Annotated in this window: 24 protein-coding genes, 1 tRNA gene and 1 riboswitch; of the genes, 5 read left to right on the top strand and 20 right to left on the bottom strand. The window is 69.6% G+C overall.

Translation table 11 applies throughout. The features are described 5' to 3' along the window. Positions 1 to 3 precede the first annotated feature (3 nt). The 20 genes from B6N23_RS15635 to B6N23_RS15540 all read right to left on the bottom strand — a co-directional run bounded on the left by B6N23_RS15635 (position 4) and on the right by B6N23_RS15540 (position 17,093). A complete protein-coding gene (locus B6N23_RS15635) occupies positions 4 to 771 on the bottom strand; it encodes an ABC transporter ATP-binding protein (RefSeq protein ID WP_305500546.1) in 768 nt (255 codons plus the stop codon). Continuing rightward, positions 771 to 1,739 carry a FecCD family ABC transporter permease gene (locus B6N23_RS15630; protein ID WP_305500544.1) on the bottom strand — a complete coding sequence of 323 codons (969 nt, stop codon included), beginning with the start codon at positions 1,737 to 1,739 and terminating at the stop codon, positions 771 to 773. The genes B6N23_RS15635 and B6N23_RS15630 overlap by 1 nt, the downstream gene beginning before the upstream one ends. Before the next feature lie 9 nt (positions 1,740 to 1,748). Further along, positions 1,749 to 2,675 (bottom strand): cobalamin-binding protein, encoded by a 927-nt coding sequence (locus B6N23_RS15625; RefSeq protein ID WP_305500542.1) that lies wholly within the window; start codon positions 2,673 to 2,675, stop codon positions 1,749 to 1,751. Then, positions 2,665 to 4,521: a TonB-dependent receptor domain-containing protein gene (locus B6N23_RS15620; protein WP_305503842.1), complete on the bottom strand. Its 1,857-nt coding sequence runs from the start codon at positions 4,519 to 4,521 to the stop codon at positions 2,665 to 2,667. The genes B6N23_RS15625 and B6N23_RS15620 overlap by 11 nt, the downstream gene beginning before the upstream one ends. Positions 4,522 to 4,655: 134 nt before the next feature. Further along, positions 4,656 to 4,910: riboswitch (cobalamin riboswitch) on the bottom strand. Between the two features lie 57 nt (positions 4,911 to 4,967). Then, positions 4,968 to 5,396, bottom strand: a complete 429-nt coding sequence (locus tag B6N23_RS15615; RefSeq protein WP_305500540.1) for a bifunctional adenosylcobinamide kinase/adenosylcobinamide-phosphate guanylyltransferase — start codon at positions 5,394 to 5,396, stop codon at positions 4,968 to 4,970. After that, a complete protein-coding gene (locus B6N23_RS15610; RefSeq protein ID WP_305500538.1) occupies positions 5,351 to 5,983 on the bottom strand; it encodes a histidine phosphatase family protein in 633 nt (210 codons plus the stop codon). The genes B6N23_RS15615 and B6N23_RS15610 overlap by 46 nt, the downstream gene beginning before the upstream one ends. Beyond that, positions 5,935 to 6,690, bottom strand: coding sequence for an adenosylcobinamide-GDP ribazoletransferase (locus B6N23_RS15605; protein WP_305500536.1), 756 nt, complete (start codon positions 6,688 to 6,690; stop codon positions 5,935 to 5,937). Before B6N23_RS15605 ends, B6N23_RS15610 begins: the two co-directional genes overlap by 49 nt. Beyond that, entirely contained in the window at positions 6,687 to 7,244 is a 558-nt protein-coding gene (locus B6N23_RS15600; RefSeq protein WP_110070604.1) for a bifunctional adenosylcobinamide kinase/adenosylcobinamide-phosphate guanylyltransferase, read from the bottom strand. Before B6N23_RS15600 ends, B6N23_RS15605 begins: the two co-directional genes overlap by 4 nt. Beyond that, positions 7,241 to 8,398 (bottom strand): threonine-phosphate decarboxylase CobD, encoded by a 1,158-nt coding sequence (gene cobD, locus B6N23_RS15595; RefSeq protein WP_305500533.1) that lies wholly within the window; start codon positions 8,396 to 8,398, stop codon positions 7,241 to 7,243. The genes B6N23_RS15600 and cobD overlap by 4 nt, the downstream gene beginning before the upstream one ends. After that, complete coding sequence (cbiB, locus tag B6N23_RS15590; RefSeq protein WP_305500531.1) at positions 8,395 to 9,390, bottom strand: adenosylcobinamide-phosphate synthase CbiB; 996 nt, start codon at positions 9,388 to 9,390, stop codon at positions 8,395 to 8,397. Before cbiB ends, cobD begins: the two co-directional genes overlap by 4 nt. Then, complete coding sequence (gene cobT / locus B6N23_RS15585; protein WP_305500529.1) at positions 9,383 to 10,450, bottom strand: nicotinate-nucleotide--dimethylbenzimidazole phosphoribosyltransferase; 1,068 nt, start codon at positions 10,448 to 10,450, stop codon at positions 9,383 to 9,385. The genes cbiB and cobT overlap by 8 nt, the downstream gene beginning before the upstream one ends. Before the next feature lie 64 nt (positions 10,451 to 10,514). Further along, positions 10,515 to 10,850 carry an MDR/zinc-dependent alcohol dehydrogenase-like family protein gene (locus B6N23_RS15580; RefSeq protein WP_305500527.1) on the bottom strand — a complete coding sequence of 112 codons (336 nt, stop codon included), beginning with the start codon at positions 10,848 to 10,850 and terminating at the stop codon, positions 10,515 to 10,517. Then, entirely contained in the window at positions 10,801 to 11,352 is a 552-nt protein-coding gene (locus B6N23_RS15575; protein WP_305500525.1) for an alcohol dehydrogenase catalytic domain-containing protein, read from the bottom strand. The genes B6N23_RS15580 and B6N23_RS15575 overlap by 50 nt, the downstream gene beginning before the upstream one ends. A gap of 60 nt (positions 11,353 to 11,412) precedes the next feature. After that, positions 11,413 to 12,273 (bottom strand): DUF2797 domain-containing protein, encoded by an 861-nt coding sequence (locus tag B6N23_RS15570; protein WP_305500523.1) that lies wholly within the window; start codon positions 12,271 to 12,273, stop codon positions 11,413 to 11,415. Further along, positions 12,257 to 12,541 (bottom strand): YeaC family protein, encoded by a 285-nt coding sequence (locus tag B6N23_RS15565; protein WP_305500521.1) that lies wholly within the window; start codon positions 12,539 to 12,541, stop codon positions 12,257 to 12,259. The genes B6N23_RS15570 and B6N23_RS15565 overlap by 17 nt, the downstream gene beginning before the upstream one ends. Positions 12,542 to 12,584: 43 nt before the next feature. Continuing rightward, the gene (locus B6N23_RS15560; protein ID WP_110070608.1) at positions 12,585 to 13,442 is read right to left on the bottom strand and encodes a rhomboid family intramembrane serine protease; all 858 of its coding nucleotides are present in this window, start codon (positions 13,440 to 13,442) and stop codon (positions 12,585 to 12,587) included. A gap of 182 nt (positions 13,443 to 13,624) precedes the next feature. Further along, on the bottom strand, positions 13,625 to 14,629 hold the full coding sequence (locus B6N23_RS15555; RefSeq protein WP_305500517.1) for a metallophosphoesterase: 1,005 nt from the start codon (positions 14,627 to 14,629) through the stop codon (positions 13,625 to 13,627). A 1-nt stretch (position 14,630) separates the two neighbouring features. Then, on the bottom strand, positions 14,631 to 15,551 hold the full coding sequence (locus B6N23_RS15550) for an NAD(+) kinase (protein WP_305500515.1): 921 nt from the start codon (positions 15,549 to 15,551) through the stop codon (positions 14,631 to 14,633). A gap of 75 nt (positions 15,552 to 15,626) precedes the next feature. Next, positions 15,627 to 16,496 carry a carboxylate/amino acid/amine transporter gene (locus B6N23_RS15545; protein ID WP_305500513.1) on the bottom strand — a complete coding sequence of 290 codons (870 nt, stop codon included), beginning with the start codon at positions 16,494 to 16,496 and terminating at the stop codon, positions 15,627 to 15,629. A 93-nt stretch (positions 16,497 to 16,589) separates the two neighbouring features. Beyond that, the gene (locus tag B6N23_RS15540; protein WP_169958785.1) at positions 16,590 to 17,093 is read right to left on the bottom strand and encodes a YqaE/Pmp3 family membrane protein; all 504 of its coding nucleotides are present in this window, start codon (positions 17,091 to 17,093) and stop codon (positions 16,590 to 16,592) included. Positions 17,094 to 17,269: 176 nt separating this feature from the next. Between B6N23_RS15540 and B6N23_RS15535 the strand changes: the two genes are divergently transcribed. The 5 genes from B6N23_RS15535 (at position 17,270) to putA (ending at position 22,844) form a co-directional block, all read left to right on the top strand. Continuing rightward, positions 17,270 to 17,686: a CBS domain-containing protein gene (locus B6N23_RS15535; RefSeq protein ID WP_169958786.1), complete on the top strand. Its 417-nt coding sequence runs from the start codon at positions 17,270 to 17,272 to the stop codon at positions 17,684 to 17,686. A gap of 375 nt (positions 17,687 to 18,061) precedes the next feature. After that, positions 18,062 to 18,135: transfer RNA gene (locus B6N23_RS15530), tRNA-Gly, on the top strand. Positions 18,136 to 18,226: 91 nt separating this feature from the next. Beyond that, positions 18,227 to 18,601: a hypothetical protein gene (locus B6N23_RS15525; protein WP_305500510.1), complete on the top strand. Its 375-nt coding sequence runs from the start codon at positions 18,227 to 18,229 to the stop codon at positions 18,599 to 18,601. A gap of 57 nt (positions 18,602 to 18,658) precedes the next feature. Next, positions 18,659 to 19,450 (top strand): AraC family transcriptional regulator, encoded by a 792-nt coding sequence (locus B6N23_RS15520; RefSeq protein WP_305500508.1) that lies wholly within the window; start codon positions 18,659 to 18,661, stop codon positions 19,448 to 19,450. 202 nt (positions 19,451 to 19,652) lie between these two features. Next, positions 19,653 to 22,844: a bifunctional proline dehydrogenase/L-glutamate gamma-semialdehyde dehydrogenase PutA gene (gene putA, locus B6N23_RS15515; protein WP_305500506.1), complete on the top strand. Its 3,192-nt coding sequence runs from the start codon at positions 19,653 to 19,655 to the stop codon at positions 22,842 to 22,844. Positions 22,845 to 22,847 lie beyond the last annotated feature (3 nt).

The following is a 22,847-nucleotide window of genomic DNA, read 5'->3' as shown; positions in this document are numbered from 1 at the left end:
GGGTTACCTGGCGGGCACAAAAACCGGGGCGCCATCGACCCAGGCGGTGGCCAGGCGCTGGCCATAGAGCCGCTCCAGAGCCGCGGGCTCCAGCATGGTGTCCGCCGGGCCCCAGCAGGCCTCGCCGTCGGGATAGAGCAGCAGCAGGTGGTCACACCAGCGCGCCGCCAGGTTGAGGTCGTGCAGGCACATCATCACCGCGCGGCCGGCGGCGGCCTCGCCGGCGAGCAGCGCCATGACCTCGGTCTGATGGTGCAGGTCGAGATGGTTGGTGGGCTCGTCGGCCAGCCATAGGTGCGGCGCCTGGGTCAGCACCGTGGCGATGGTCAGGCGCTGGCGCTCGCCGCCGGAGAGGGTGCTGACCAGGCGGTCGGCCAGGTGGTCGACATCGAGCCGCGCCAGCGCCGCCTCGGCCAGGCGCAGGTCTTCACCGCCCTCCATCTGCCAGGGCGACAGCCAGGGGTGGCGGCCGATCAGGGCGGTCTCGCGCACCGTGGCGGGAAAGCCATCGTGGCGCTCCTGGAATACCAGCCCCAGCCGCTGGGCGACCCGGCGGCGGCCCAGGGTGGCGAGGGGTCGGCCGTCGAGCAGCACCTCCCCTCGGCGCGGCGTCCTGAGCCCGGCCAGGGTATGCAGCAGGGTGGTCTTGCCGGCTCCGTTGGGCCCCAGCACGCCCCACACCTGGCCGGGTTCGACGCAGAGCGTCAGCGCCCGTCCATCGGCGCGCCCGGGGACGTCGACAACCAGCTCTCGAATATCGAGACGGCTCATCAGCGGCTCCGATAGAGCAGGTAGAGGAAGGTGGGGACGCCAAGCAGCGCGGTGATCACCCCTACCGGCAGCTGTTCCGGGGCGATCAGGGTGCGCGCCAGGGTATCGGCCAGCACCAGCAGGGTGCCGCCGGCCAGGGCGCAGGCCGGCAGGATCAGGCGCTGGTCGTTGCCCAGCACCAGGCGCAGCATATGCGGCACCACCAGCCCCACGAAGCCGATGCTGCCGGCGGTGGTCACCGCCATGGCGGTGAGCAGGCTGGCGGCCACATAGATGACCCACTCCAGCGGCCGCACCGCCACGCCGAGCGCCGCCGCCTGGAGCGGCCCACGGGCCAGCACGTTGAGGCTGCGCCCCATGGGCACCACCAGCAGACAGATCGCCAGCAGCATGGCGAGCGCCGGCCAGGGGGTGCGCGCGTAGGAGAGATCCCCCATCAGCCAGTAGAGCATGCCGGGCAGACGATCGGCGGGGCTCACCGCCAGCATCAAGGTGATCACTGCCCCCCAGCCGGCGGCCACCACCACCCCGGTGAGCAGCAGCCGCGACGGCGTCCAGCTGCCGGTGCCATGGGCCAGGCCGAACACCAGCAGGGTCGAGGCCAGCGCGCCCCCGAAGGCCGAACCGGAGATCATAAGCCCCCCCATGCCGCCCAGCATGGCGGCGAGCGCCCCCACCGAGGCGCCGCCGGAGAGTCCCAGTACATAGGGGTCGGCCAGGGGGTTGCGCAGCAGCACCTGCATCAGCGCACCGGCTACCGCCAGCAGGCCGCCGACGGCGAAGGCCGCAAGCGAGCGCGGCACCCGCAGCTCGAGGATGAGGGTGCGCGGCAGGACCTCGCCGCCGCCGCGGAGCACCGCCCACAGCTCGCCAGGCGCCACGCCGACACTGCCGACGCTGACCGACAGCGCCAGCGCCGCCAGCGCCGCCGCCAGCAGCAGGCCCAGGGGCAGGCTCAGCTGTCGCATCGAGTGGGGCTACCGTCTGGCACGCGCGACCTCCAGCTTGTCGCAGAGAATGCGGCTGCCCTCCAGCAGGCGCGGGGTCGGCCGCTGGATCAGCGAGGGCGGCACGAAGAAGAGATTGTCGCTGGCGACCGCAGTCAGGCCCGGATACTGCTCCCAGTGGGCGAGCCAGTGGCGGTTCTCCTCGCCCATACCGCCGGCGATGATCGCCTCGGGGTCGGCGGCCAGCACCGACTCGTCGTCGAGGCGCGGCACCAGCCGCGAGAGCTCACCGAAGACATTGACGCCACCGCACAGGGTCACCACCTGGCCGATCAGGTGCTCGTCGTTGACGCTCATCAGGGGCTCGTCCCACACCTGATAGAAGACCGACACCGGCTCGGCCTCGGCGTGGCGCTCGGCGAGCTCCGCCATGCCCTCGCGGAAGCGGGCGGCCTCGGCGTCGCCCGCCGCCTCGCTGCCGGCCAGGCGTGCCAGCCGCTCGATGGCAGTGGCGACCCCCTCGACGGTGCGCGGCTCGATCATGAACACCGGCAGCCCCAGCGCCTCGAGTGTCTCGAGCTGCTCCGCCGGGTTGCCGGTGATCCAGCCGATCACCAGATCCGGCGCGAGCGACAGCAGGGTTTCCAGGTCCATGCGGGTGTGGCTGCCGACCGATTGGACCTCCCGGGCCTCAGGCGGATAGTCGCTGTAGGCCACCACCGCTACCACCTTCTCCCCTGCCCCGGCGGCCCAGGTCAGCTCGGTGGCCCCGGGCGAGAGCGCGGCGATACGGCTGGCCGGCGCGTCCAGGCAGACCTCGCGGCCGCGGTCATCGACGGCACAGGGGGAGTCGGCGCGCGCCTCGCTCGCGCCCAGCCCCGCGAGGGCGAGGCCAAGCGAGGCGCAGAAGACGGCAGCGGGGCCAAGGGCCCCGCCGAGCTGGCCGCTACTGGCCAAAGTGAACGCTCACGAAGGCCGCACGGCCGGCGTTGATATAGTCACGCGCGGTTTCGTACTCCTTGTCCAGGGCATTCTCCACAGTCAGGCGAGCCGACCACATCGGCGCAAAGTCCCAGCCGGCGCGCAGATTGACCAGCCCGAAGCCGTTAAGGCGATCAGTATTGGCGGCATCCTCATAGCGGTAACCCTGCAGAATCCAGGAGCCTCCCAGCGTCCAGTCGCCCAGTGCGCGATCCACGTCGAAGCGGGCGCTCTGACTGGCCCGGCGCTGGATGCGATTGCCAGCATTGAGGCCACTCCGATTTTCCGGATCGGCATAGGTCAGCGCCGCCGCCAGGGTCCAGTCGTCGATTTCGGCCCCGGCAGCCAGTTCGACACCGCGGATGCGAGCCTCGTTGATATTTGTCGGGCGACTATCACCATTGATGGTTTCCGTCGCGATCAGATCATCAACATGACTCTGGTAACCCGCCAGGTCCCAGTAAAAGGCTTGGTACTGACCGCGTATACCGACTTCGACGGTGGACGAGGTCTCCGCCCGCAAGTCAGGGTTACCCTGATAGGATCCCCAATCTCCGAAGTCCTCGAATGGCCAATATAGATCGTTGAAAGTCGGCGCACGAAATGCCGTTCCGTAGCTGGCACGCAACGTATGGGAATCGTCCAGATCGTAGCCCAGCGCCAGGCTGCCGGTGACCTCATCGCCGAAGGCCTGGTTATCGTCATAGCGCAGAGCGGCCTGAACGGCGAAGGGGGAGAAGTCCAGCAGCCCCTGGGCAAAGACCGCGGCGTTGTCGCGAGTCGTCTCGTCATAGGTGGTCGTGCTGCTGACCCGGTCTTCGCTGTATTCGGCACCGGCTACCAGTTCATGCACGCCAAAACCCAGGGTGTTTTCCCAGCGCGCCGTTTGGGTCCGGGTATCGAAGGTGGAGGCACCAAAGCTCTGGACAGTATCGCTTTCGTCCCTGGCTTCGCTGAGGGTGAGACGACTACGCCAGTTCCCGGTTACCGGCAGCTCACCGTAGATGCCCGCCACCTGCTGGACGAAGTCGGACTCACCGCCGTCGAACTCGGTATTGCCGCGAGCACGTAGCGCTAACAGGCCCACCTCGGCGTCGCTGTCGAAGGTATGGGCGAGCCTCACCAGGCCCGAGGTGTTGTCGTAGCCCTTGTCCTCGCCCCCGCGGCGCACAGGCGTGCCATCGGTGTCGAAGCGGCTGCCGGCGACGTAGTAGCGGGTGCCGCCGCTGCCACCGGCCAGGCTGGCGCTGTAGCGCTGGGTATTGAAGGAGCCGCCGCCCACGGAGACCCGCGGTCGGGGGTCCCCCTCCTCGCCTTCCGGGGTAAAGAGCTGCACCACGCCGCCGATGGCATCGGCGCCATAGAGGCTGCCGAGAGGACCACGCACGATCTCGGCGCGCTGGAACATCCGCGGGTCGAGGAACTGCCAGGCGGCACCGCCGGCAGTGGCGGAGCGCAGACGAATGCCGTCGATCAGCAAGACGTTCTGGTCATTGCCGGTGCCGCGGATATAGACGCTGCTGTTCTTGCCGAAGCTGCCGTTGGAGGTGACGTCTACCCCCGGCTGGCCGCGCAGCAGGTCGGGAAGGCTCGCCGGATCCTGGCGGCGCAGGGTGGCCTCGTCGAGCACGGTGACGGAGGCGAGCGTTTCATCGGCGGTGCGCGGCGCCAGGGCGGCGGTGACCACCAGGGGGTTGAGGCGTGCCGCCTCGGCGGTGGTGTCGGCCGCGCCTTCGAGCTGAGGCTCAGCGGGCTGAATGGCCAGCGGCAGGGTGGCCAGTGCGAAGGTCGCAAGGCCCCGGGAGGCAAAAGTCGTGTTCATGTCTGTCCCTTGCTTCGCCGTGCTCACCCGCACGGCGTCCAGCTTTTTTCTATGGGCCGGCGCAGAGGAACAGAAGGAAGGGAAGCGGCGCGAACGGAGCGGTCGATGCCCTGCCTGATGACCGCCCTCCGCGATTCGGCATGCGCTCTCGGGCCGGTCTCCGGACTGACGAGCGAGGGCCTGGCGTGATGCCGGAGGTCCTGCTGAACCGCCGCCTTCCCATGCCGTGGGCACAGTGGCATACCGTTGAAGATAGTGGCGGTTCTTGACTCGATCACCGTTGCGGGGGCAGCGTCGGACTGGCGGGCGGTTGAGAAGAGCACCGCGCACCGACTTCCCGTTTACCTGGCGGCACTCACTCCGCCAGCACCTGAGAGTGCGCGTACGCTAGCAACCCGCGGCCCCGGGGTCAACGTCGAAAGTCGAACGCCTGACTTAAAGCCATTCTATTTCAATTGCTTGCAAAGCCCATGGCGCACCTGCCAGACAGCTCGGCTGCGCGAAGCGACCTCCTGGGCAAGCCAGCCGTTGAGGTCGCGCAGGCGGCGTGCCTCAACGGCCATGGGCACGATGCCACACCCCATCTCATCGAGGATCAGCAGCGCCTCGCCCTGCGCCTCTCGCTCCCGCTCGTCCAGCGCCGAGAGCTGCGCCCGCCAGGCGCTGCGCACGGCCTCGTCATCGGCCGTCGCGGCCAGCAGGGCCTTGAGCCACTCCGCCCAGCCGGTGATCACCAGGACACCGCCCGACGGCGCACGGCCGGCCCAGTCCGCGGGCGGCTCTCCCGGCTCCAGCCGATGCCAGACCGCCTGCGGATAGCGCTCGGCGACTAGGGCGCGTCGGCCAGAGCAGGCACCGCCGATGATGCACAGCATTGCCAGCCTCCTCTTTCGCTCTCGATCACAAAGCGGCGCCCCTGGGCCTGGCCCACGACGCCCTCCCAGAAATCGGTCGCCTCCAGGCGGCGACGCAGCTCGCGGATGGCGCCGCCGTGGCTCACGGCCAGCACGCGGCGATGCCCCTGCTCGGCGGCCTGGGCCAGCACGCCCTCGAGCCAGGCTTTGAGGCGCGCCCAGAGATCGTCGGCGGACTCACCGCCAGGCGGCGCCTGCATGCCGGCGCTGTCGACCCAGGCGCGATAGCGCGGATCGTCCTTGAGCTCGTCCCAGGTGCGCCCCTCATAGTCCCCGAAGTCGAGCTCGCGCAGGCGCGCATCGAAGGACGCCGCCCCTTCGCTCCCCGGCAGCACATGGGCCAGGGTCTGCCGACAGCGGGTCAGGTCGCTGCAGTACAGGGCGTCGAAGGTCTCGCCCGCCAGGTGGTCACGCAAGCGGTCCATGTCCGGCACGGCATCGGGCAGCAGCAGCGGGATGTCGCGCTGGCCCTGGTAGCGCCGGTCAAGGTTCCAGCGCGTCACGCCATGACGAAACACCACCAGCTCCAGGCGATGAACAGCAGCCATAGTTCTCCTCCCTCGATGGCGGCACCGACGATATCGCCGTTGATGCCGGTGAAGGCCCGCACCATGGCGAGGCCGTAGACAAACAGAAAAAAGCACAGGGCGCCGAGCAGCCAGACACCGCCCGGCACAAAGCCGAAGACGATCAGCAGCGGCAGCAGCGCAAGCCCGAGGTCCCGCGGCGCCAGGTGCTGCCGCCAGGTCCAGGCTAGCCCCTCGCGCCGCGCCAGGGGTGCCAGGCGCAGCAGGGCGAGGGCCCCGAAGCGCGCCAGCGCCGGCAGCACCACCCACAGCCAGGGGCTCGCCCCGGCCTCGAGCAGGGCCCAGATCAACGCCCCCTTCCAGGCCAGCAGGAACACCAGGGCCAGGATCGCGAAGCTGCCCACCTGGCTGTCCTTCATGATCGCCCAACGCTTCTCCAGGGGCGCATTGCTGCCCAGCGCGTCGGCCACGTCCATGACGCGGTCCAGGTGCAGGCCGCCGGTGAGGGCCACCCACAGGCTGAGCAGCGCCAGCGCCAGCAGCGGAGTGGGCAGCCCCTGCCCCAGGGTGGCCAGAGCCGCCAGGGCGGCGCCGATCAACAGCCCCGCCAGGGGGTAGCTGCGCAGCGCCCAGCGACAGGTGCCGGCATGCCAGGGACAGGCCACGGGCAGGGGTATCCGGGTCAGGAACTGCAGGGCCAGCACGAGCCCGAAAAGGGCGTCTCTCATTGCAGGATCTCCTCGTCGAGCTCTGCGGCAGGCTTCCAGTCGATGGGCAACCCGGCCACCACCTCGATGACCCGGTCGGCCTCCCGGGCCAGCCGGCCATGCAGCCGCTGCAGAAAGGCCAGGTAACGCCAGGTCTCGGCGTCCTCGGGAGGGAGGTCCTCGTTGAGGTCGTTGGAGACCACCACCAGCGCAATATCCCTTTCCCGAGCCGCCTCGATCACCCGAACCAGCATCGCCTCCCCCTCCGCCTCGCTGCCACCGCCGGCATAGAGCCACTGGCTGGCCCACAGGGTCAGGCAGTCGAGCAGCACGCTGTCGCCCTCCCCCAGCTCGGCCAGGGCGGTCTCCAGGGCCAGGGGCGCCTCCAGGGTATGCCAGCCGTCATCGCGCTCGCGGCGGTGGCGGGCGATGCGCGCGGCCATCTCGGCGTCCGAGGCCCGCGCCGTGGCCAGGTACCAGCGCCGGCCGCCGCGCTCGGCGTGAAGCGCGCCGGCCAGCGCCTCGGCGTGGCGGCTCTTGCCGGAGCGGGCGCCACCGCTGACGAAGGCGATCATCGGCCCGCCTCCGGCCGTGCCATGTCGGCCATGGCGGCGCCCAGGGCCGCCAGCAGGCGATCGTTGGCCGCGGCGTCACTCAGGGCCAGGCGAAGCCAGCCGCCGTCGAGCCCCGCAAAGGATTCGGTATGACGCACCAGCACGCCGCGGCGCAGCAGCGCCGGCAGCAAGCAACGGGTCGCCGACCGCCCCCCCGGGTGGCGAACCAGGAAGAAGTTGGCCCGGCTCGGCACCACCTGAAGGCCGAGTGCACGCAGCCCCGCCGCCAGCCGCGGCCGCTCGGCGGCGAGCCAGGCCTCGGTGCGCCTGGCGAAGTCGCGATCCGCCAGCAGCGGCACCACCAGCGCCGCGGCCAGGCCGTTGACGCTCCAGGCGGGCTGGCAGGCGCGGGCCGCCGCCACCGTCTCGGCACCGGCCAGCAGATAGCCCAGGCGCAGCCCCGGCAGGGTGAAGTGCTTGGTCAGCGAGCGCAGCAGCACAAGGTGCGAGTGGTCGGCGAGCAGCGGAGTCAGCGCCTCGCTGTCATCCCCGATGAAATCCACGAAGGCCTCGTCCACCACCAGCCGGCAGCCCCTGGCGGCGGTCAGCGCCAGCAGCCGCTCCACGTCGGCCCGAGGCACCAGGGTAGCCGTAGGATTGTTGGGCCGGCACAGGAAGAGCAGCCGCGCCTCTTCCAGTCCCGCGGATATTGCCTCGACATCGAGGTGAAAGTCCGGCGACGCCAGGCGGAGAGACCTGACCGGCAGCCCCTGGGCCGCACAGGCCCGGGCATACTCGGCGAAGGTGGGCTGGACGATCGCCGCCGGCGCCCCGGGCCGCTCACGGGCATGGAGGGCCGCAGCCAGGAAGATCGCCTCGGCGCCGCCGTTGGTCAGCAGCACCTGCTCCGGGGCCACCCGCTCATGGGCGGCGATGGCCTCACGCGCCTCGCGGTAGTCGGGGTCGGGGTAGCGGGCCGCTTCGCTGGCCTCCCCCTGAAGCCGCTTTGCCAACCAGCCGGCCAGCCAGGCCGGCGGCCCCAGGGGGTTGAGGTTGGCGCTGGCGTCCAGCAGCGGCATGTCATCCTCAAGCCCAAAGCGCGCCAGCAGCGGACCCGGCCGCCCGCCGTGCAGGGGCCAGTCATCCGACGTCATGCCGAAGCCCTCGGGACTCATGACAACGCCTCCCCCAGCAGCACCACTGCCGCCAGCAGGACAAGGAAGCCCAGCCAGCCGCCGTGCATCAGGCGAATCGCCGCCGGAACATGGGCGGCGCCCAGCGGCTGATGGGGCACACCGAGCCGAGCCCGTTCGGAGACCTCGCCGCGGTAGCGGTTGGTGCCGCCGAGCTGGACGCCCAGCAGGTTGGCCACCATCGCCTCGGGCCAGCCGCTGTTGGGGCTCGGATGGCGCGGCGCCTCGCGGCGGGTGGCGGTCAGCGCACCCCGGGTGCGCAGGCCGCGCTCCCAGCGCGCCAGACAGAGCGCGCCCAGCCAGAGGGTCAGGGCGGTGAGCCGTGCCGGCACCCAGTTGGCGGCGTCATCCAGCCGCGCCGAGGCCCGGCCGAAGTGAAGGTAGCGCTCGCTGCGGTAGCCCACCATGGAGTCCAGGGTGTTGACCGCCTTGTAGGCCAGCGCCAGGGGGGCGCCGCCCAGCAGGGCGAAGAAGAGTGGCGCAGTGATGCCATCCACCGTGTTCTCGGCCACGGTCTCCACCGCCCCGCGGGCCACCTCCCCCTCATCGAGCCCCTCGGTGTCGCGACCGACGATCATGGAGAGCGCCCGGCGCGCGGCGGAAAGATCGCCGCTGGCCAATGGCACGGCCACCGCCAGGGCGGCATCGCGCAGGCCCCGAATGGCCAGGCAGCTGGCCAGCAGCCACCACTGCGCCAGCCAGCCCAGCCAGGGATGAAGCCGCGCCAGCAGCGCGATGGCGGCCCAGGCCAGCAGCCAGGTGCCCATTACCACCAGGGCCGTCATCAGCGCGCCGCGGATTCGGCGCGCCCGGGGGGGGGGGGGGCCATGGTTCCAGGCCCGCTCCAGCCGGGCGATCACCGCCCCCATGCCCACCACCGGATGCGGCAGGCGGCGCGGGTCGCCGATGGCGAGGTCCAGCGCCACGGCGGCCAGCACCAGAACCAGCAGCGCCAGGGAGAAGGCGTCAGCCATCGACACTCGCCGTTTCGATCCCGGCGTCATCGAAAGTGGCCCTCTCCGCCAGCAGGCGGCAGGCCGAGTCGAGCAGGGGGAAGGCAAGTGCCGCCCCGGTGCCCTCGCCCAGGCGCAGCTCGAAGTCGAGCAGCGGGCGGGCATCGAGGGCCTGAAGCGCCAGCTCGTGTCCGGGCTCCCGGGAGCGGTGGCCGAAGATCAGGAAATCGCGCAGGCTCGGCTGGAGTCGACAGGCCACGAGGGCCGCCACCGTGGCGATAAAGCCGTCGACGATCAGTGGCAGACGGTGGCTCGCGCCGACCAGCAGGGCACCCGCCATGGCGGCGATCTCGAGGCCGCCCACCGTGGCCAGCGCCCCCAGGGGGTCGGCCGGGTCGGGCTGCCGAGCCGCCAGGGCGCGCTCGATTACCGCCCGCTTGTGGGCGAGTCGTTCGTCGTCGATGCCGGTGCCCGGCCCCACCAGACCGGCGACCGGCTTGCCGGTCAGCGCCGCCAGCAGGGCGCTGCTGGCGGTGGTATTGGCGATGCCCATCTCGCCGACGATCAGGCTGCGGCAGCCGGCCGCGGCGGCACGCTCGGCGGCGCGCCCACCCGCCGCCATGGCCTGCTGTGCCTCGTCGCGGCTCATGGCATCGCCCTCGAGCATGTTGGCCGTGCCGAGGCGAACCCTCTCGCTCACCAGCAGCGGGTGGTCGGCCGTGCCATCGGGCAGGGGCGTGGCCACGCCGACGTCGATGACCTCCAGCCGCGCCCCGTGCTGGCGGGCGAAGACGTTGATGGCCGCACCGCCCGCGGTGAAATTGGCCACCATCTGGGCGGTCACCGCCTGGGGAAAGGCCGAGACGCCCTCGGCCGCCACCCCGTGATCGGCGGCAAACACCAGCATGGCGGGCGGCGAGACCCGCGGCAGCGCCTCTGCCTGGATCGCCGCCAGCTCCACGGCCAGCCGCTCCAGACGCCCCAGGCTGCCCGGCGGCTTGGTCAGGCGGTCGAGGCGCCGCATGGCACGCTCGGCGGCGATGCTGTCGAGCTGGGGAAGAGGGTCGGGGATCACGCTCATGGGGCCACTTCTGGCAGGGGCATCCTGACTTGGGGCGCCCATCTTACCAGAGTCGCCAGAGGCGTCAGGGAATCAGCACCGCGGCCCCGGAGAGGCGCCCGGCGCGCAGGTCGTCGAGGGCCCGGTTGGCCTCCTCCAGCGGGTAGGCGCGTGTCTCGGTGCGGATCGGCACCTCGGGTGCCAGGGCCAGGAACTCCTCCCCGTCCTGGCGGGTGAGGTTGGCCACCGACTTCACCGCACGCTCCTCCCAGAGCAGCCGGTAGGGGAAGCTCGGGATGTCGGACATGTGAATGCCGCCGGAGACCACCGTCCCGCCGGGGCGCACATGGGAGAGCGCCGTGGGGATCAGCTCACCCACCGGGGCGAACAGCAGGGCGGCGTCCAGCGCCTCGGGGGGCATCTCGTCGCTGCCGCCGGCCCAGGCGCCAGGTGCGGTAGCCGATCAGCCCCGCGCAGAGCAGCGGTGCGGCGGCCTGGGCGTCGTCGCCCTGCACGGGAAAGCAGTAGCGGGCATCGGCCACGCAGTACTCCGCGTAGCCGCCGTCCCGGGTGTAGCCGGTGAACCGGGCGCGCTCGCAGAGGTTCTCCTCGCCGCGCCGGCAGGGCGCGCACTCGCCGCAGGTCCAGCCCAGCCAGGGCACGCCGACGCGCTGCCCGACCGCCACGCCGGTCACCCCCTCCCCCAGGGCGGTGACCTCGCCGACGATCTCGTGGCCGGGCACCAGCGGCAGGCGCGGCTCGGTAAGTTCGCCGTCCACCACGTGAAGGTCAGTGCGACAGACCCCGCAGGCGAGCACCCGCAGCTGAACCTCGCCCGGGCCCGGCTGCGGACGCGGCAGGATCTCGAGCCTAAGCGGCTCTCCCGGGGCGTGGAGGCGCATGGCGCGCATGCTCTCCGTCATGGGGGCTCTCCTGTCGGTGGTCGGGTCGCTTGCAAGGGGCCCGAATGCCGACAGGATAGCTCAGGCGGCGACCCTGACCTCGTAACCGGTGTACTTGCGCAGGTTGATCACGCCGGAGTCGAGGATCAGGTACTGGCCCTTGAGGCCGAGCAGGGTGCCACTGATCTCGGGGGTCTTGTCGAGATTGTGGGAGGCCACCTTGGTGGGGTACTCGAGCACCGGGTAGTCGAGGGTCACCGGCGGCGCGTCGAGCAGGCGGATGGCGTCCTCCCCGAAGCGTTCGCGCAGGTTGGCCAGGCCGCTCTCCAGGCGCGCCAGCAGCCGGTCGCGCTCGGCGGGCAGGTCCATCTCGACGGTGTCGCCCTTGAGCATGGCGCGCCAGTTGGTGCGGTCGGAGACCTCCTCCTTGAAGAGGGTCTCGACGAAGCCCGACTGCTGGCGGGTCTGGACCTCGAACATCGGCAGCGCCTGCACGGCGCCCTGGTCGAGCCAGCGGGTCGGCACCTGGGTGCCGCGGGTGATGCCGACCTTGAGGCCGGAGGCGTTGGCCAGGTAGACGATATGCGGCTGGAAGCAGTGGCGCTCGGCCCACTCCGGTTCGCGGCAGGTGCCGTCGAAGAAGTGGCAGGTCCCCGGCTTCATGATGCAGGTATCGCACTGGGCAAGCTTCTTGAAGCAGGGGTAGCAGTAGCCCTGGGCGAAGCTCTTCTTGGTCGCCCGGCCGCAGTGGGTGCAGGCGATGGCACCGGTCCAGGCGAGCGTGAGCGGCCGCCCCAGGCGCTCGTTGAGATCGAGCCGCTGATCGCCGGCACACAGGGTATAGCGGGCAGGCTGCCCGGCCTCGCCCGGTGCGATGGCCATCTTGGTCAGGCAGCCCTGTACCTCGGCGGCCGCGGCGATGGACTCAGCCACGGCCGGCATCCTTGGCCAGGCCGGCCAGGGCGGGGTCCACGCCGGCACCGCTGCTGGCGCCGCCGCAGGTGCGCTGCTGCAGGTAGCCCACCCGCTGCTCCTCGGCCACGTTGTTCTCGTGCTCGTAGCGGATCACCGCCTCCAAGCAGAGCTCGGTCTGCCCGGGGCTGAGCAGGCGGCCGTCCGGCCACTTGCGCAGTTCCACCGCCTGCTTGAGGCTCTGGTAGATGGCCGGGGTCATCTGCTGGATCATGCGCTCGAAGGTCATGTCGCTCATGGGTCGTCTCTCTGTGAACATACGCGATGCCGTGACGGCGAGGTCAGCGCTGCCGGCGCGCCCGCCCGGAATAGTACCAGCCCAGCGCCAGGCCCACGACCAGCCCACCCAGGTGGGCCTCGTTGGCCACGTTGCCGAAGCCCACCGCACCGGCCATGTCGGTCATGGTGAAGACCATCCAGCCGAGCATGAAGACCACCAGCATCTGGGGCACAAAGAAGCCGCTGTGGGGCGCCCGCCGCGACATCAGCCAGACGTAGCCGAGCAGCGCGAAGTCGACGCCGGACATGCCGCCGAACAGCACCGTGCCCGCGGCGTACTGGGCCAGGTTGGCGCCGATGCCGGCGGCGAGCACGATCAGCAGCATGCGCCCGCTGCCCTGCAGCGCCTCCACCTGGCGGCCGAAGTACCACAGCCACAGCATATTGAAGATCAGGTGCATCCAGCCGAAGTGCAGGAAGGCCGGCGACAGCGGGCGCCACACCTGGCCGGCCAGCATCGCCTCCACCAGGCTGCCCACCGCCAGGCTGCCATTGATCACGCCCAGGGGCACGATGGCCAGCGCCGCGATCACGCGATCACCGAACACCGCCATGGCCGCAAACACCACCAGGCAGAGCGCCAGGGTCACGGCGGTGACCGGCGCCAGGCGCAGCGGCGTCAGCAGCGAAGCGGCCGGCAGCCCAGCCGAGCGCGGCCCCCGCTCCCTCGGCATCAGCGGTTCCCCGCGCTGCCACTGTGCCAGCAGTCCCATCATCTCCTGCTGCTGGCGAGGGTCGGCCAGCCACAGGGTCTGCCCCTCGGCGTCCTCGGTGATCCGATGGCCGATCCGGTGAGCCCAGAGCGCACGGCGCAGCTCACGGGTGTCGAGGTCGGGGGGCAGCTGCATCACCCGGTACATGGCGCCTCCTTAAGCGGGGAAACGGGGGTGTCAAACGCGCACAAAGAAAAAGTCCGGCGGAGGGGGCCGCCGGACAAGAGCAAGGGATCATTCAAGGGAACACCTACTCTGAGGGCGGGTGACGCGGAGAGTTCACGCCGTCGAGGAAAAAAAGATGTAATTTTTTGTATCCACCGCTCTGGTCATTCGAAGGTGATCTCCCAGGGCCGCGGGCGCACCTGCTCCTCGCGGGGGACTCGCAGCCAGACGAAGTGGTCCGCATTGAGCTCGCGCTCGCCGCTCCAGCGGTAGGCCACCAGGCGGCCGAACTTCACCGCACTGTAGTCCAGGCAGGCCACGTTGGGCGCCGGCAGGGCCGGGATGCCCTCGCACCAGTAGTGGCCGATGAACAGCGGCGGCTCGTCGGGCCCGTAGTGGGCCAGGCGCGTGCGCTCCTCGTCCGACAGCGGCCGCAGCTCGAGATCACCTGGCAGGTTGTCGTGCTGGAACACCACGTCGCCCCAGGTCTCGGGCGACTGTGCCCAGAAGTGGGTGCGAAAGCTGCGTCGCGTGAAGCCATCGCCGGAGTGGATCTCGACGCCCAGCGGCAGCGGCATCTGGGTGCCACGGGTCAGGCGATCGAGGATGCGAAAGGCGCCGGTGCCGGGCGCCGTGGACTCGATCAGGAAGGTCTCGTCCATGCAGCCATCCGGGCGGCGCCTGCGCAGCTCGTCGATCAGCGGCTGGTCCCAGCAGGCGTGCACCACGCGCAGGCCGCCCTCCTCCAGGCACAGCGGGATCTCCATGAACCAGGCCAGCGCCTCCTCCCACTCCTGGGGGTGGTCGCGGAACTGCTCCAGGGTCTCCTTGATGATGCGGTTGTTGCGGGGGGTATGCTCGCGCAGCCATTCGCGCCCCAGTCCCGTGGGCGCGCGATGGCAGTAGGCCAGGGCGTTGTACTCATGGTTGCCCATGACGATCCGGGCCTCGCCCTCCTCCACCATGCGACGGGCGATCTGCACCGCCAGGCGGATACGCGGCCCGCGATCGATCAGGTCGCCCAGGAAGATGACCCGGCGCCGAGGGTGGCGATAGACACCGCCGCGCTGGTGGTAGCCCATCTTCTCGAGCAGGGCCGCCAGGGTGGCGCCGCAGCCGTGCACGTCGCCGATCAGGTCATACCCCTCGAGTCTCGCCCGTGTCGTCACATCAGTCTCCCAGGCGGTTGCTCCAGCCCAGCTTGCTGCGCAGGACCTCGAAGAAGTTGTGACCGAGCGGATGCACCAGCTGAACGCACTGCGGCTTGCGGCGAATCACCAGCACATCGTCGGGCTTGGCCACGGCGCGGGTCTGGCCGTCGCAGCTGATATGCGGATAGGTCTGGTTGGTCTCGCCGATGTGGATGCGGATCTCGCTGGCCGCATCGATGACGATGGGCCGGCTGGAGAGGGTGTGCGGGAACATCGGCACCAGGGTCACCACGTCGAGCTTGGGGTGCATGATCGGGCCGCCGCCGGAGAGCGAGTAGGCGGTGGAGCCGGTGGGCGTAGCGATGATCAGGCCATCGCTGCGCTGGCTATAGACGAACTGGCCATCGATGAACAGCTCGAATTCGATCATGCGCACCGCCTTGCCGGGGTGCAGCACCACCTCGTTCAGGGCATCGCCGCTGCCCATCAGGGTGCCGTCGCGGTAGAGCTCGGCATCCAGCAGGAAGCGCTCCTCCACCTCGTAGTGGCCATCGAGCACCTCGCCCACGCGGGCCTCGAGCTCGTCTGGCGAGATGTCGGTGAGAAAACCCAGACGGCCGCGGTTGACGCCCAGCACCAGGGTACCGCTGTGGCACAGGGTGCGGGCCGCCCCCAGCAGGCTGCCGTCGCCCCCCACCACGATCACCAGGTCGCAGAGCTGCCCCATGGTGCGCCGGCTCGACTCGACATGGCCGTGGTCGAGAAGCACCGTGGCGGTGCGGTCCTCGATGATCACATGCAGGCCCCGCTCCTCCAGGAAGCGGATCAGGCGCTTCAGGGTATCGACCACCTTGGCGCTGCCCAGGCGGCCGATCAGGCCGATATTGCGGAAGGACGCCTGCTCGTCGCGTCCCTTTGGTGAACTCTTGTCGGATGACATGCACGGGCCTCTCGCATCGCAGCGGCCCATTATGGGGACTGGCCTGCGCCCCGGCAAACGGCCTTGGCGGCGGCCTCAGGCGGGCCGCGGCGTGCGACGCCTGAGCCAGCGCTCGTTGAGCCACAGCGAACCGGCGATGATCGCCCCGCCCAGCGCCAGGCGCACGAGGTCCGCGTCACGGTTCCAGATCACCAGGTTGACCACCAGGCCTGCGGGAATCAGGGCGTTGTTCATGATTGCCAGGGCCCCGGCGTCGACCCGGGTGGCGCCCAGGTTCCACAGGAAGTAGCCCACCCCGGAGGCCACCAGCCCCAGCCACAGCAGCACGCCCCACTGCACCCCGGTGGTGGGCAGCGCACTGACGTTGCCCAGCAGGGCGAAGGCCGGCAGGGCGACGGCCAGCGCCCCCAAGTAGAACCAGGCGAAGACGCTGTGGCGCGGCAGCGAGTCGGGGAGCTCCGCCGAGAGGCGTCGATAGCCCACCTGGCCTAGGGCGAAGCAGAGGTTGGCCCCCTGCACCACCAGGAAGCCCAGCCAGAAGCCGCTGTCCACGCCGTCGTAGCGGATCACCCCGGCCCCCAGCACCGCCAGCGCCGCGGTCAGCAGATAGAAGGGGGTGAAGCGGCCAAACAGGGCGTCGTCGAGCAGGGTGATATAGAGCGGCGTGAAGATGGTGAAGAGCAGCACCTCGGGGACCGAGAGCAGCAGGAAGGACTGGTAAAAGAAGATGTACATCACCCCGAGCTGCACGGCGCCGAGCCCCATTAGGGCCAGGCGCTGGCGGCCGCGCAGCAGCCCCGGGCGCAGGAAGGGCAGGAAGACCAGGGCCGCCAGCACCACCCGCATCGCCACGGCGAAGTAGCTGTCCACCTGGCCGGCCAGGTAGACGCCGATCAGCGAGAACGAGAAGGCCCACAGCACGGTAACGCCGACGAGATAGCCCACGGTCAACTCCAGAAGAAAGCCAGGTTGACGGCGATTATACGCCTACCGCCGGCCCTGCCAAGTCCCGTTCGACGCCCCTGCTGCCTGCCTCGCTCAGTGCGGGGGACGGGTCACCAGGCGCCAGGCATAGAGCACCCCCGGGACCCAGCCCAGCAGCGTCAGCAGCAGGCAGCGCCCGACCCTTCCGTCCGAGCCACGCGCAAGCCCCACCGCCAGGGGTGGCATCAGCACGGCCAGCGCCAGCAGTGCCGTGCGGGGTTCGGCCGGGGCTGGCGCCGCGGAAGACGGCGCCACACCCTTCTCGGCTGGAGGGGGTGCGCCGCGGACCTCGTGGGCGCCGATGCCCGCGGGCGGCGGGTGGTCGAGCAGCCGGCGGTGCGCCTCGCGGTCGATCTTCTGCTGCAGGGTCTCGGCGCCGTCGGCCAGCTCATCGTGGTAGCGCTCCCACTCCTCCCAGTCGTGGGGCGTACCGGAGCGCGGCCGGTGGTCACCGGCCTCGCGGGCCCGGGCCCAGGCCTTCTCCTCCAGGGTGGTGGGACGCTCGGCGTCGCGGTCGCCGTCGAGGCCCTTCCTGGCCAGGTATTCGCGGGCATCCATTGGAGCTCCTGTGTCGTCGGGGGCACACTCTCTTGGAGATCGAGGCGCCGGCTGGGGTTCCAGCCGGGCTTGCACAGCGTTGACGGTTTAACGCCCGCCGGGCTCGGCAGCGGCCGGGGGTCGACTATGCTGTAGGCGAACCGGGCTGATGATGAACCGGCACAAGGAGATACGCCATGCCCAACAAGGCCCCCACCACCGTTCGCGAGATCATGTCCCGTGACTGCTATCGGGTCACCGCCAAGACCGCCGTGTCGACCCTGGCCGAAGGGCTGTCACTGCACCGGCTGCCCGGCGTCCCGGTGGTCGACGAGCACGATCACCTGATCGGCTTCATCTCGGAGCAGGATGTGCTCGGCAAGGTGCTGGAGAGCACCTACCTCAACGAGGAGCCGCCGCTGGTGCGGGAGTTGATGCGCCACGAGGTGCTCACCGTCACGCCCAACAAGAGCATCACCGACCTGGCCCAGGAGATGCTGGGCAGCAAGCCCAAGGTCTACCCGGTGGTCGAACAGGAGCGCCTGGTAGGCATCGTCACGCGCCGCGACGTCCTCAACGCCATTCTCAGCATGCGCCACAAGCACAACCACTGAGCGACTTCCCGCGCGCCTCGCCGGCCCTCCGGCGAGGCGCGCGGCCGTCTCGGCCCCGCCACCGCCCATCCTGTGCCCAAAAAGAAGGCCGCCTCCATGGGGAAGCGGCCAAGCATCGATCGAAAAACTGCGAGCCAGAACAACAGTGTTAGCGACTGCTATCGCGCTGTTGCCTGTGCTAACTCAGACAGTGCTGCGAGAAAAAGTTCGGGAAGGGGCGAAAATTTCTGGCCGGGTCCAGCATCGTCCCGTGCTCGTCGCCCCTGGGCCTGCCGGCAACACGGTGCAAAAACAGCCACTTGCGTCATAATCGTGAAAAAGAGCGCGACGCGGCTTGCAAGGCTAAGCGGTTGGTTTTACTATCGATTCCGCCCAGCGGGTGTAGCTCAATGGTAGAGCAGAAGCTTCCCAAGCTTAAGACGAGGGTTCGATTCCCTTCACCCGCTCCACGTTATTGCAGTACTTTTTTCATTTTATACGTGGGTTCAGGAGCCCTCCCCGGGGGCACTTCTGAGATGGGATCCTTCTCTGGTGGCGCCCATGGCCCTCTTCCTGCTCGTCTTCGCTGTCTGCCTGCTGATCTTCGGCGGTATGGTGGCACTGCTGCTGCTTTCCGGCACGCCGCGCTACCGAACCGAACCCGCCCAGCTGCTCGATCTGATCGATCGCGCCCTGCACAGCCAGGTCGGCGAGACCGAGTGGAATACCATCATCGGCTACCCCATCCGCCATGACGAGACCCTCGACGGCATCCGCCGCCGCGCCCAGCGCCTCGTCGATGAGCACGGCAACCACGGCCGGGTCACCCGCGGCAAGCCGCTGCTCGACGCCACCGGCCAGGAGGAGCTCACCGCCCTGCGCGATCACCTCGCCCGGCACCTGGCCCTCCGGGAGCGTCCACACAGCGTGGAATGAACCAGCTCCGCGAAACGCGTTAAAATGGAAGTTCCTCCCGCCAGAACGGGGCCCGACATGTCGAGTGCCATCCGCCAGATCCCCCTCGATACCGCCACACGTCATCATGCCCACGACTTTCACCAGATCGTGATCGGCCTGGAGGGGCAAGCAGAGTTCGAGATCGAAGGGCTGGGCGGAGCCATCTCCGCCTTCTCCGGCTGCATCGTCCCCGCCAATCATGTGCACTACTACGCCGGCACCGGCCAGAACCGTCAGCTGATTCTCGACCTGCCGAGTGAGGCCCACTGCCTCATCGGTATTCACCACGAGCTGTCGCGACTGTTCGACGCACCGCGCTTCTTTGCCCTGGATGAACCGCTCAAGCGCTACCTGGATTTCCTGCTGCTGGAGCTCGATGTCGCTGGCGGCAGCGAGCCACAGCAGGAGCGCCTGGCGGCCACCCTGCTCGGCTGCCTGAACGACCGCCTGCCCGATGCCCCCGCTCCACCCCGCGGGCGCCGGCTCGACCTGGCCCGCCTGGACCGCTTCATCGAGCGCCATCTGGCAAGCCCCCTCAGCGTCGCCGACCTGGCCCGGGAGGCCTGTCTCAGCGAGGCCCACTTTCGCCTCTGCTTTCGCGAGCAGGCCGGCGTGACGCCCTGGCAGTACGTGCGCACTCGCCGCCTGGAAGCCGCACGGCATCTGCTCACGGGAAGCGACCTGCCGCTTTCCGAGGTCGCCGCCCGGACCGGATTCGCCAGCCAGAGCGCCCTCTCCCACGCCTGCCGGGAAGCCTTCGGCCAGCCCCCCAGCCGCCTGCGACACCCCGGTCGGCTCAACGGTCAGCGCCCCCCCTCGCTTCGATGAGACGTCTCTCGCCACGGACGATCCCCCCAGCACATAATTAGACCAACGTCTAACACCCTGAACAGTCAGGCGCCAGAAACCGCGGAATCAACACGTTCTTCCGCGGAATTCGCAAGCGGCGCCGCAGGCACGCTCCTACCCTCTTGGGCATGGCCGTACCTGCGGCTCCCTACCGCCTGACGACACCACCAGGGAACCTTTCATGCTCAACTCCAACAAGATGCTGGACAACGCCACCTGGCAGCAGGACCTCGACACCCTCTTTGCTCGCATCAGCGACCATTACGTGGTCGACGAGGAGGCCTTCGTAGCCGAGCTGATCAAGGCGCTGGACGCCGACTCCCGCGACTTCCAGCGTATTGCCGACAAGACCGGTGAGCTGGTCCGCGAGGTCCGCGAGATGGATACCGCCGTGGACTCCATCGACGAGCTGCTCCAGCAGTACAGCCTCGACACCCACGAGGGGCTGATGCTGATGTGCCTGGCCGAGGCCATGCTGCGCATTCCCGACACGGCCACCGCCGATGCACTGATCGAGGACAAGCTCGGTCCCGCCGACTGGAAATCCCACCTCGGCCAGAGCGACTCCTGGTTCGTCAACGCCTCCACCTGGGGCCTGCTGATGACCGGCCGGGTGATCAACCTGGACCACCCCAAGGATGGCCGGCCGGCCAGCTTCATCAACAAGCTGGTCAACCGCATGGGCGAGCCGGTGATCCGCCGCGCCATGCGCGAGGCGATGAAGGTGATGGGCAAGCAGTTCGTGCTGGGGCGCGATATCGACGAGGCGCTCAAGCGCTCCCGGCCGCTGTTCGACAAGGGCTACACCTACTCCTACGACATGCTCGGCGAGGCGGCGCGCACCCGCAGCGACGCGGCCAAGTACTTCAACGACTATGCCCGCGCCATCGAGCGGGTGGGCAAGACCAGCAAGGCGCTCTCCGCGAAGACCCCGGCGCCCTCGGTCTCCATCAAGCTCTCGGCCCTGCACCCCCGCTACGAGTTCGGGCGCCGCGACCAGGTCCTGCACGAGCTGGTCGACAGCGTGAAGAAGCTCGCCGCCATGGCCCGCGAGCTCGACGTGGCCCTGACCATCGACGCCGAGGAGGTCGACCGACTGGAGATCTCCCTGGAGGTGTTCCGTGCGGTCTACGAGAGCGATATCGGCAGGGGCTGGGGGCACTTCGGGCTGGTGGTGCAGGCCTACTCCAAGCGCGCCCTGCCGGTGCTGCACTACCTCAACCGGCTGGCCGACCAGCAGGGTGACGAGATCCCCCTGCGCCTGGTCAAGGGCGCCTACTGGGACAGCGAGATCAAGGAGTCCCAGCAGCTCGGCGTCGACGGCTATCCGGTCTACACCCGCAAGGCCAGCACCGACGTGGCCTACCTGGTGTGCGCGCGCTTCCTGCTCTCGGACGCCACCCGCGGGCGCATCTTCCCGCAGTTCGCCACCCACAACGCCCATACCATCAGCACCATCCTGGAGCTGGCCAACGACGCCTCCCGCCCGTTCGAGTTCCAGCGCCTGCACGGCATGGGCGAGGCGCTCTACGACGCGGCCCTGACCCGCGCGCCCAAGGGCACCTACTGCCGCATCTATGCGCCCGTGGGCGCCCACAAGGACCTGCTCCCCTACCTGGTGCGCCGACTGCTCGAGAACGGCGCCAACTCGTCGTTCGTGCACCAGCTGGTGGACCCCGACGTGCCGGTGGCGTCGCTCTGCGTGCACCCGGCCGAGACCCTGCGCCAGTACCAGACCTACGCCAACCCGCGCATTCCCCTGCCGCGTGACATCTTCGGCCCCGGCCGCCCCAACTCCCGCGGCGTGAACCTCAACGTGCGCAGCCAATACCAGCCGCTGATGGACGAGATGGCCGCCAGCATGGAGAAGGAGCACCGGGTCGGGCCGCTGCTGGCCTTCGAGGTGGCCGATGACCCGGCCAGCCAGCACGCGGTCGCAAGCCCCTACGACCGCCGCAAGCGGGTCGGGATTGTGCAGTGGACCAGCGCCGAGCAGGCCGCCCGCGCCGTGGATGCCGCCTGGGCTGCCTTCCCGCGCTGGGAGAGCACCCCGGTGGCCGAGCGCGCCGCCATCGTCCGCCGCCTCGGCGACCTGATGGAGGCCCATATGGCCGAGCTGATGACGCTCTGCTCCCGGGAGGGGGGCAAGCTGCTCACCGATGGTGTCGACGAGATCAAGGAGGCGGTGGACTTCTGCCGCTACTACGCCATGAAGGCGGAGGAGCTTTTCGGCCAGCCCATCACCCTGCCCGGCCCCACCGGCGAATCCAACCAGCTGATGCTCGCCGGCAAGGGCGTCTTTGCGGCGATCAGCCCCTGGAACTTCCCGGTGGCGATCTTCTGCGGCCAGGTGGTGGCCGCCGCCGTCGCCGGCAACACCGTGCTGGCCAAGCCCGCCGAGCAGACCTCCATCGTCGCCCACCGGGTGATCGAGCTGCTCTACGAAGCCGGCATGCCTCGCGACGTGGTCCAGCTGCTGCCCGGCGATGGGCCCACCGTGGGCAGCGTGCTGACCAGCGATCCGCGCATCACCGGCGTGGTCTTCACCGGCGGCACCGATACGGCGCAGATCATCAACCGCGCCTTGGCCGCCCGCGAGGGAGCCGCCCTGCCCACCCTGATCGCCGAGACCGGCGGCATGAACGCCATGATCGTCGACTCCACCGCCCTGCCGGAGCAGGTGGTCGCCGATGTCATCCAGTCCGCCTTCCAGAGCGCCGGCCAGCGCTGCTCGGCGCTGCGCGTGCTCTACCTCCAGGAGGAGGTGGCCGACCGGGTCATCGAGATCCTCGAGGGCGCCATGAATGAACTGCGCGTGGCAGATCCCCGCGACCTGGGCACCGACGTCGGCCCGGTGATCGACGAGGACGCCCGCCGCGGGCTCGGGGCCCATATCGAGAGGCTCAAGGCCGAGGGACGCCTGGTCGCCGAGACCCGCCTCGACCCGCGGCTCACCGGCGACGGCACCTTCGTCGCCCCGGTGGCCTTCGAGATCGACGGCATCGAGGCACTGGAGCGGGAACAGTTCGGCCCGATACTGCACATTGTGCGCTACCGGGCCAGCGAGATCGACCGGGTGATCGAGTCGATCAACGGGCGGGGTTATGGACTGACCTTCGGCGTTCATAGCCGCAATGAGTCCTTCGCCGATGAAATAGCGCAGAAGATTCGCGTTGGCAATGTGTACGTCAACCGCAATATCATCGGCGCCGTCGTGGGCGTTCAGCCCTTCGGCGGCCAGGGCCTCTCCGGGACCGGACCCAAGGCCGGCGGGCCGCACTACCTGCTGCGCTTCGCCACGGAAAAGACGGTGACCGTCAACACCGCCGCGCTGGGCGGCAACGCGTCACTGCTTGCGCTGGGAGACGAGTGAGCC

The organism is Halomonas alkalicola (assembly GCF_030704205.1).
Taxonomy (GTDB): domain Bacteria; phylum Pseudomonadota; class Gammaproteobacteria; order Pseudomonadales; family Halomonadaceae; genus Halomonas; species Halomonas alkalicola.
Note: the sequence above shows the minus strand (reverse complement) of the source record. Positions and strands in the feature narration are given on the sequence as shown.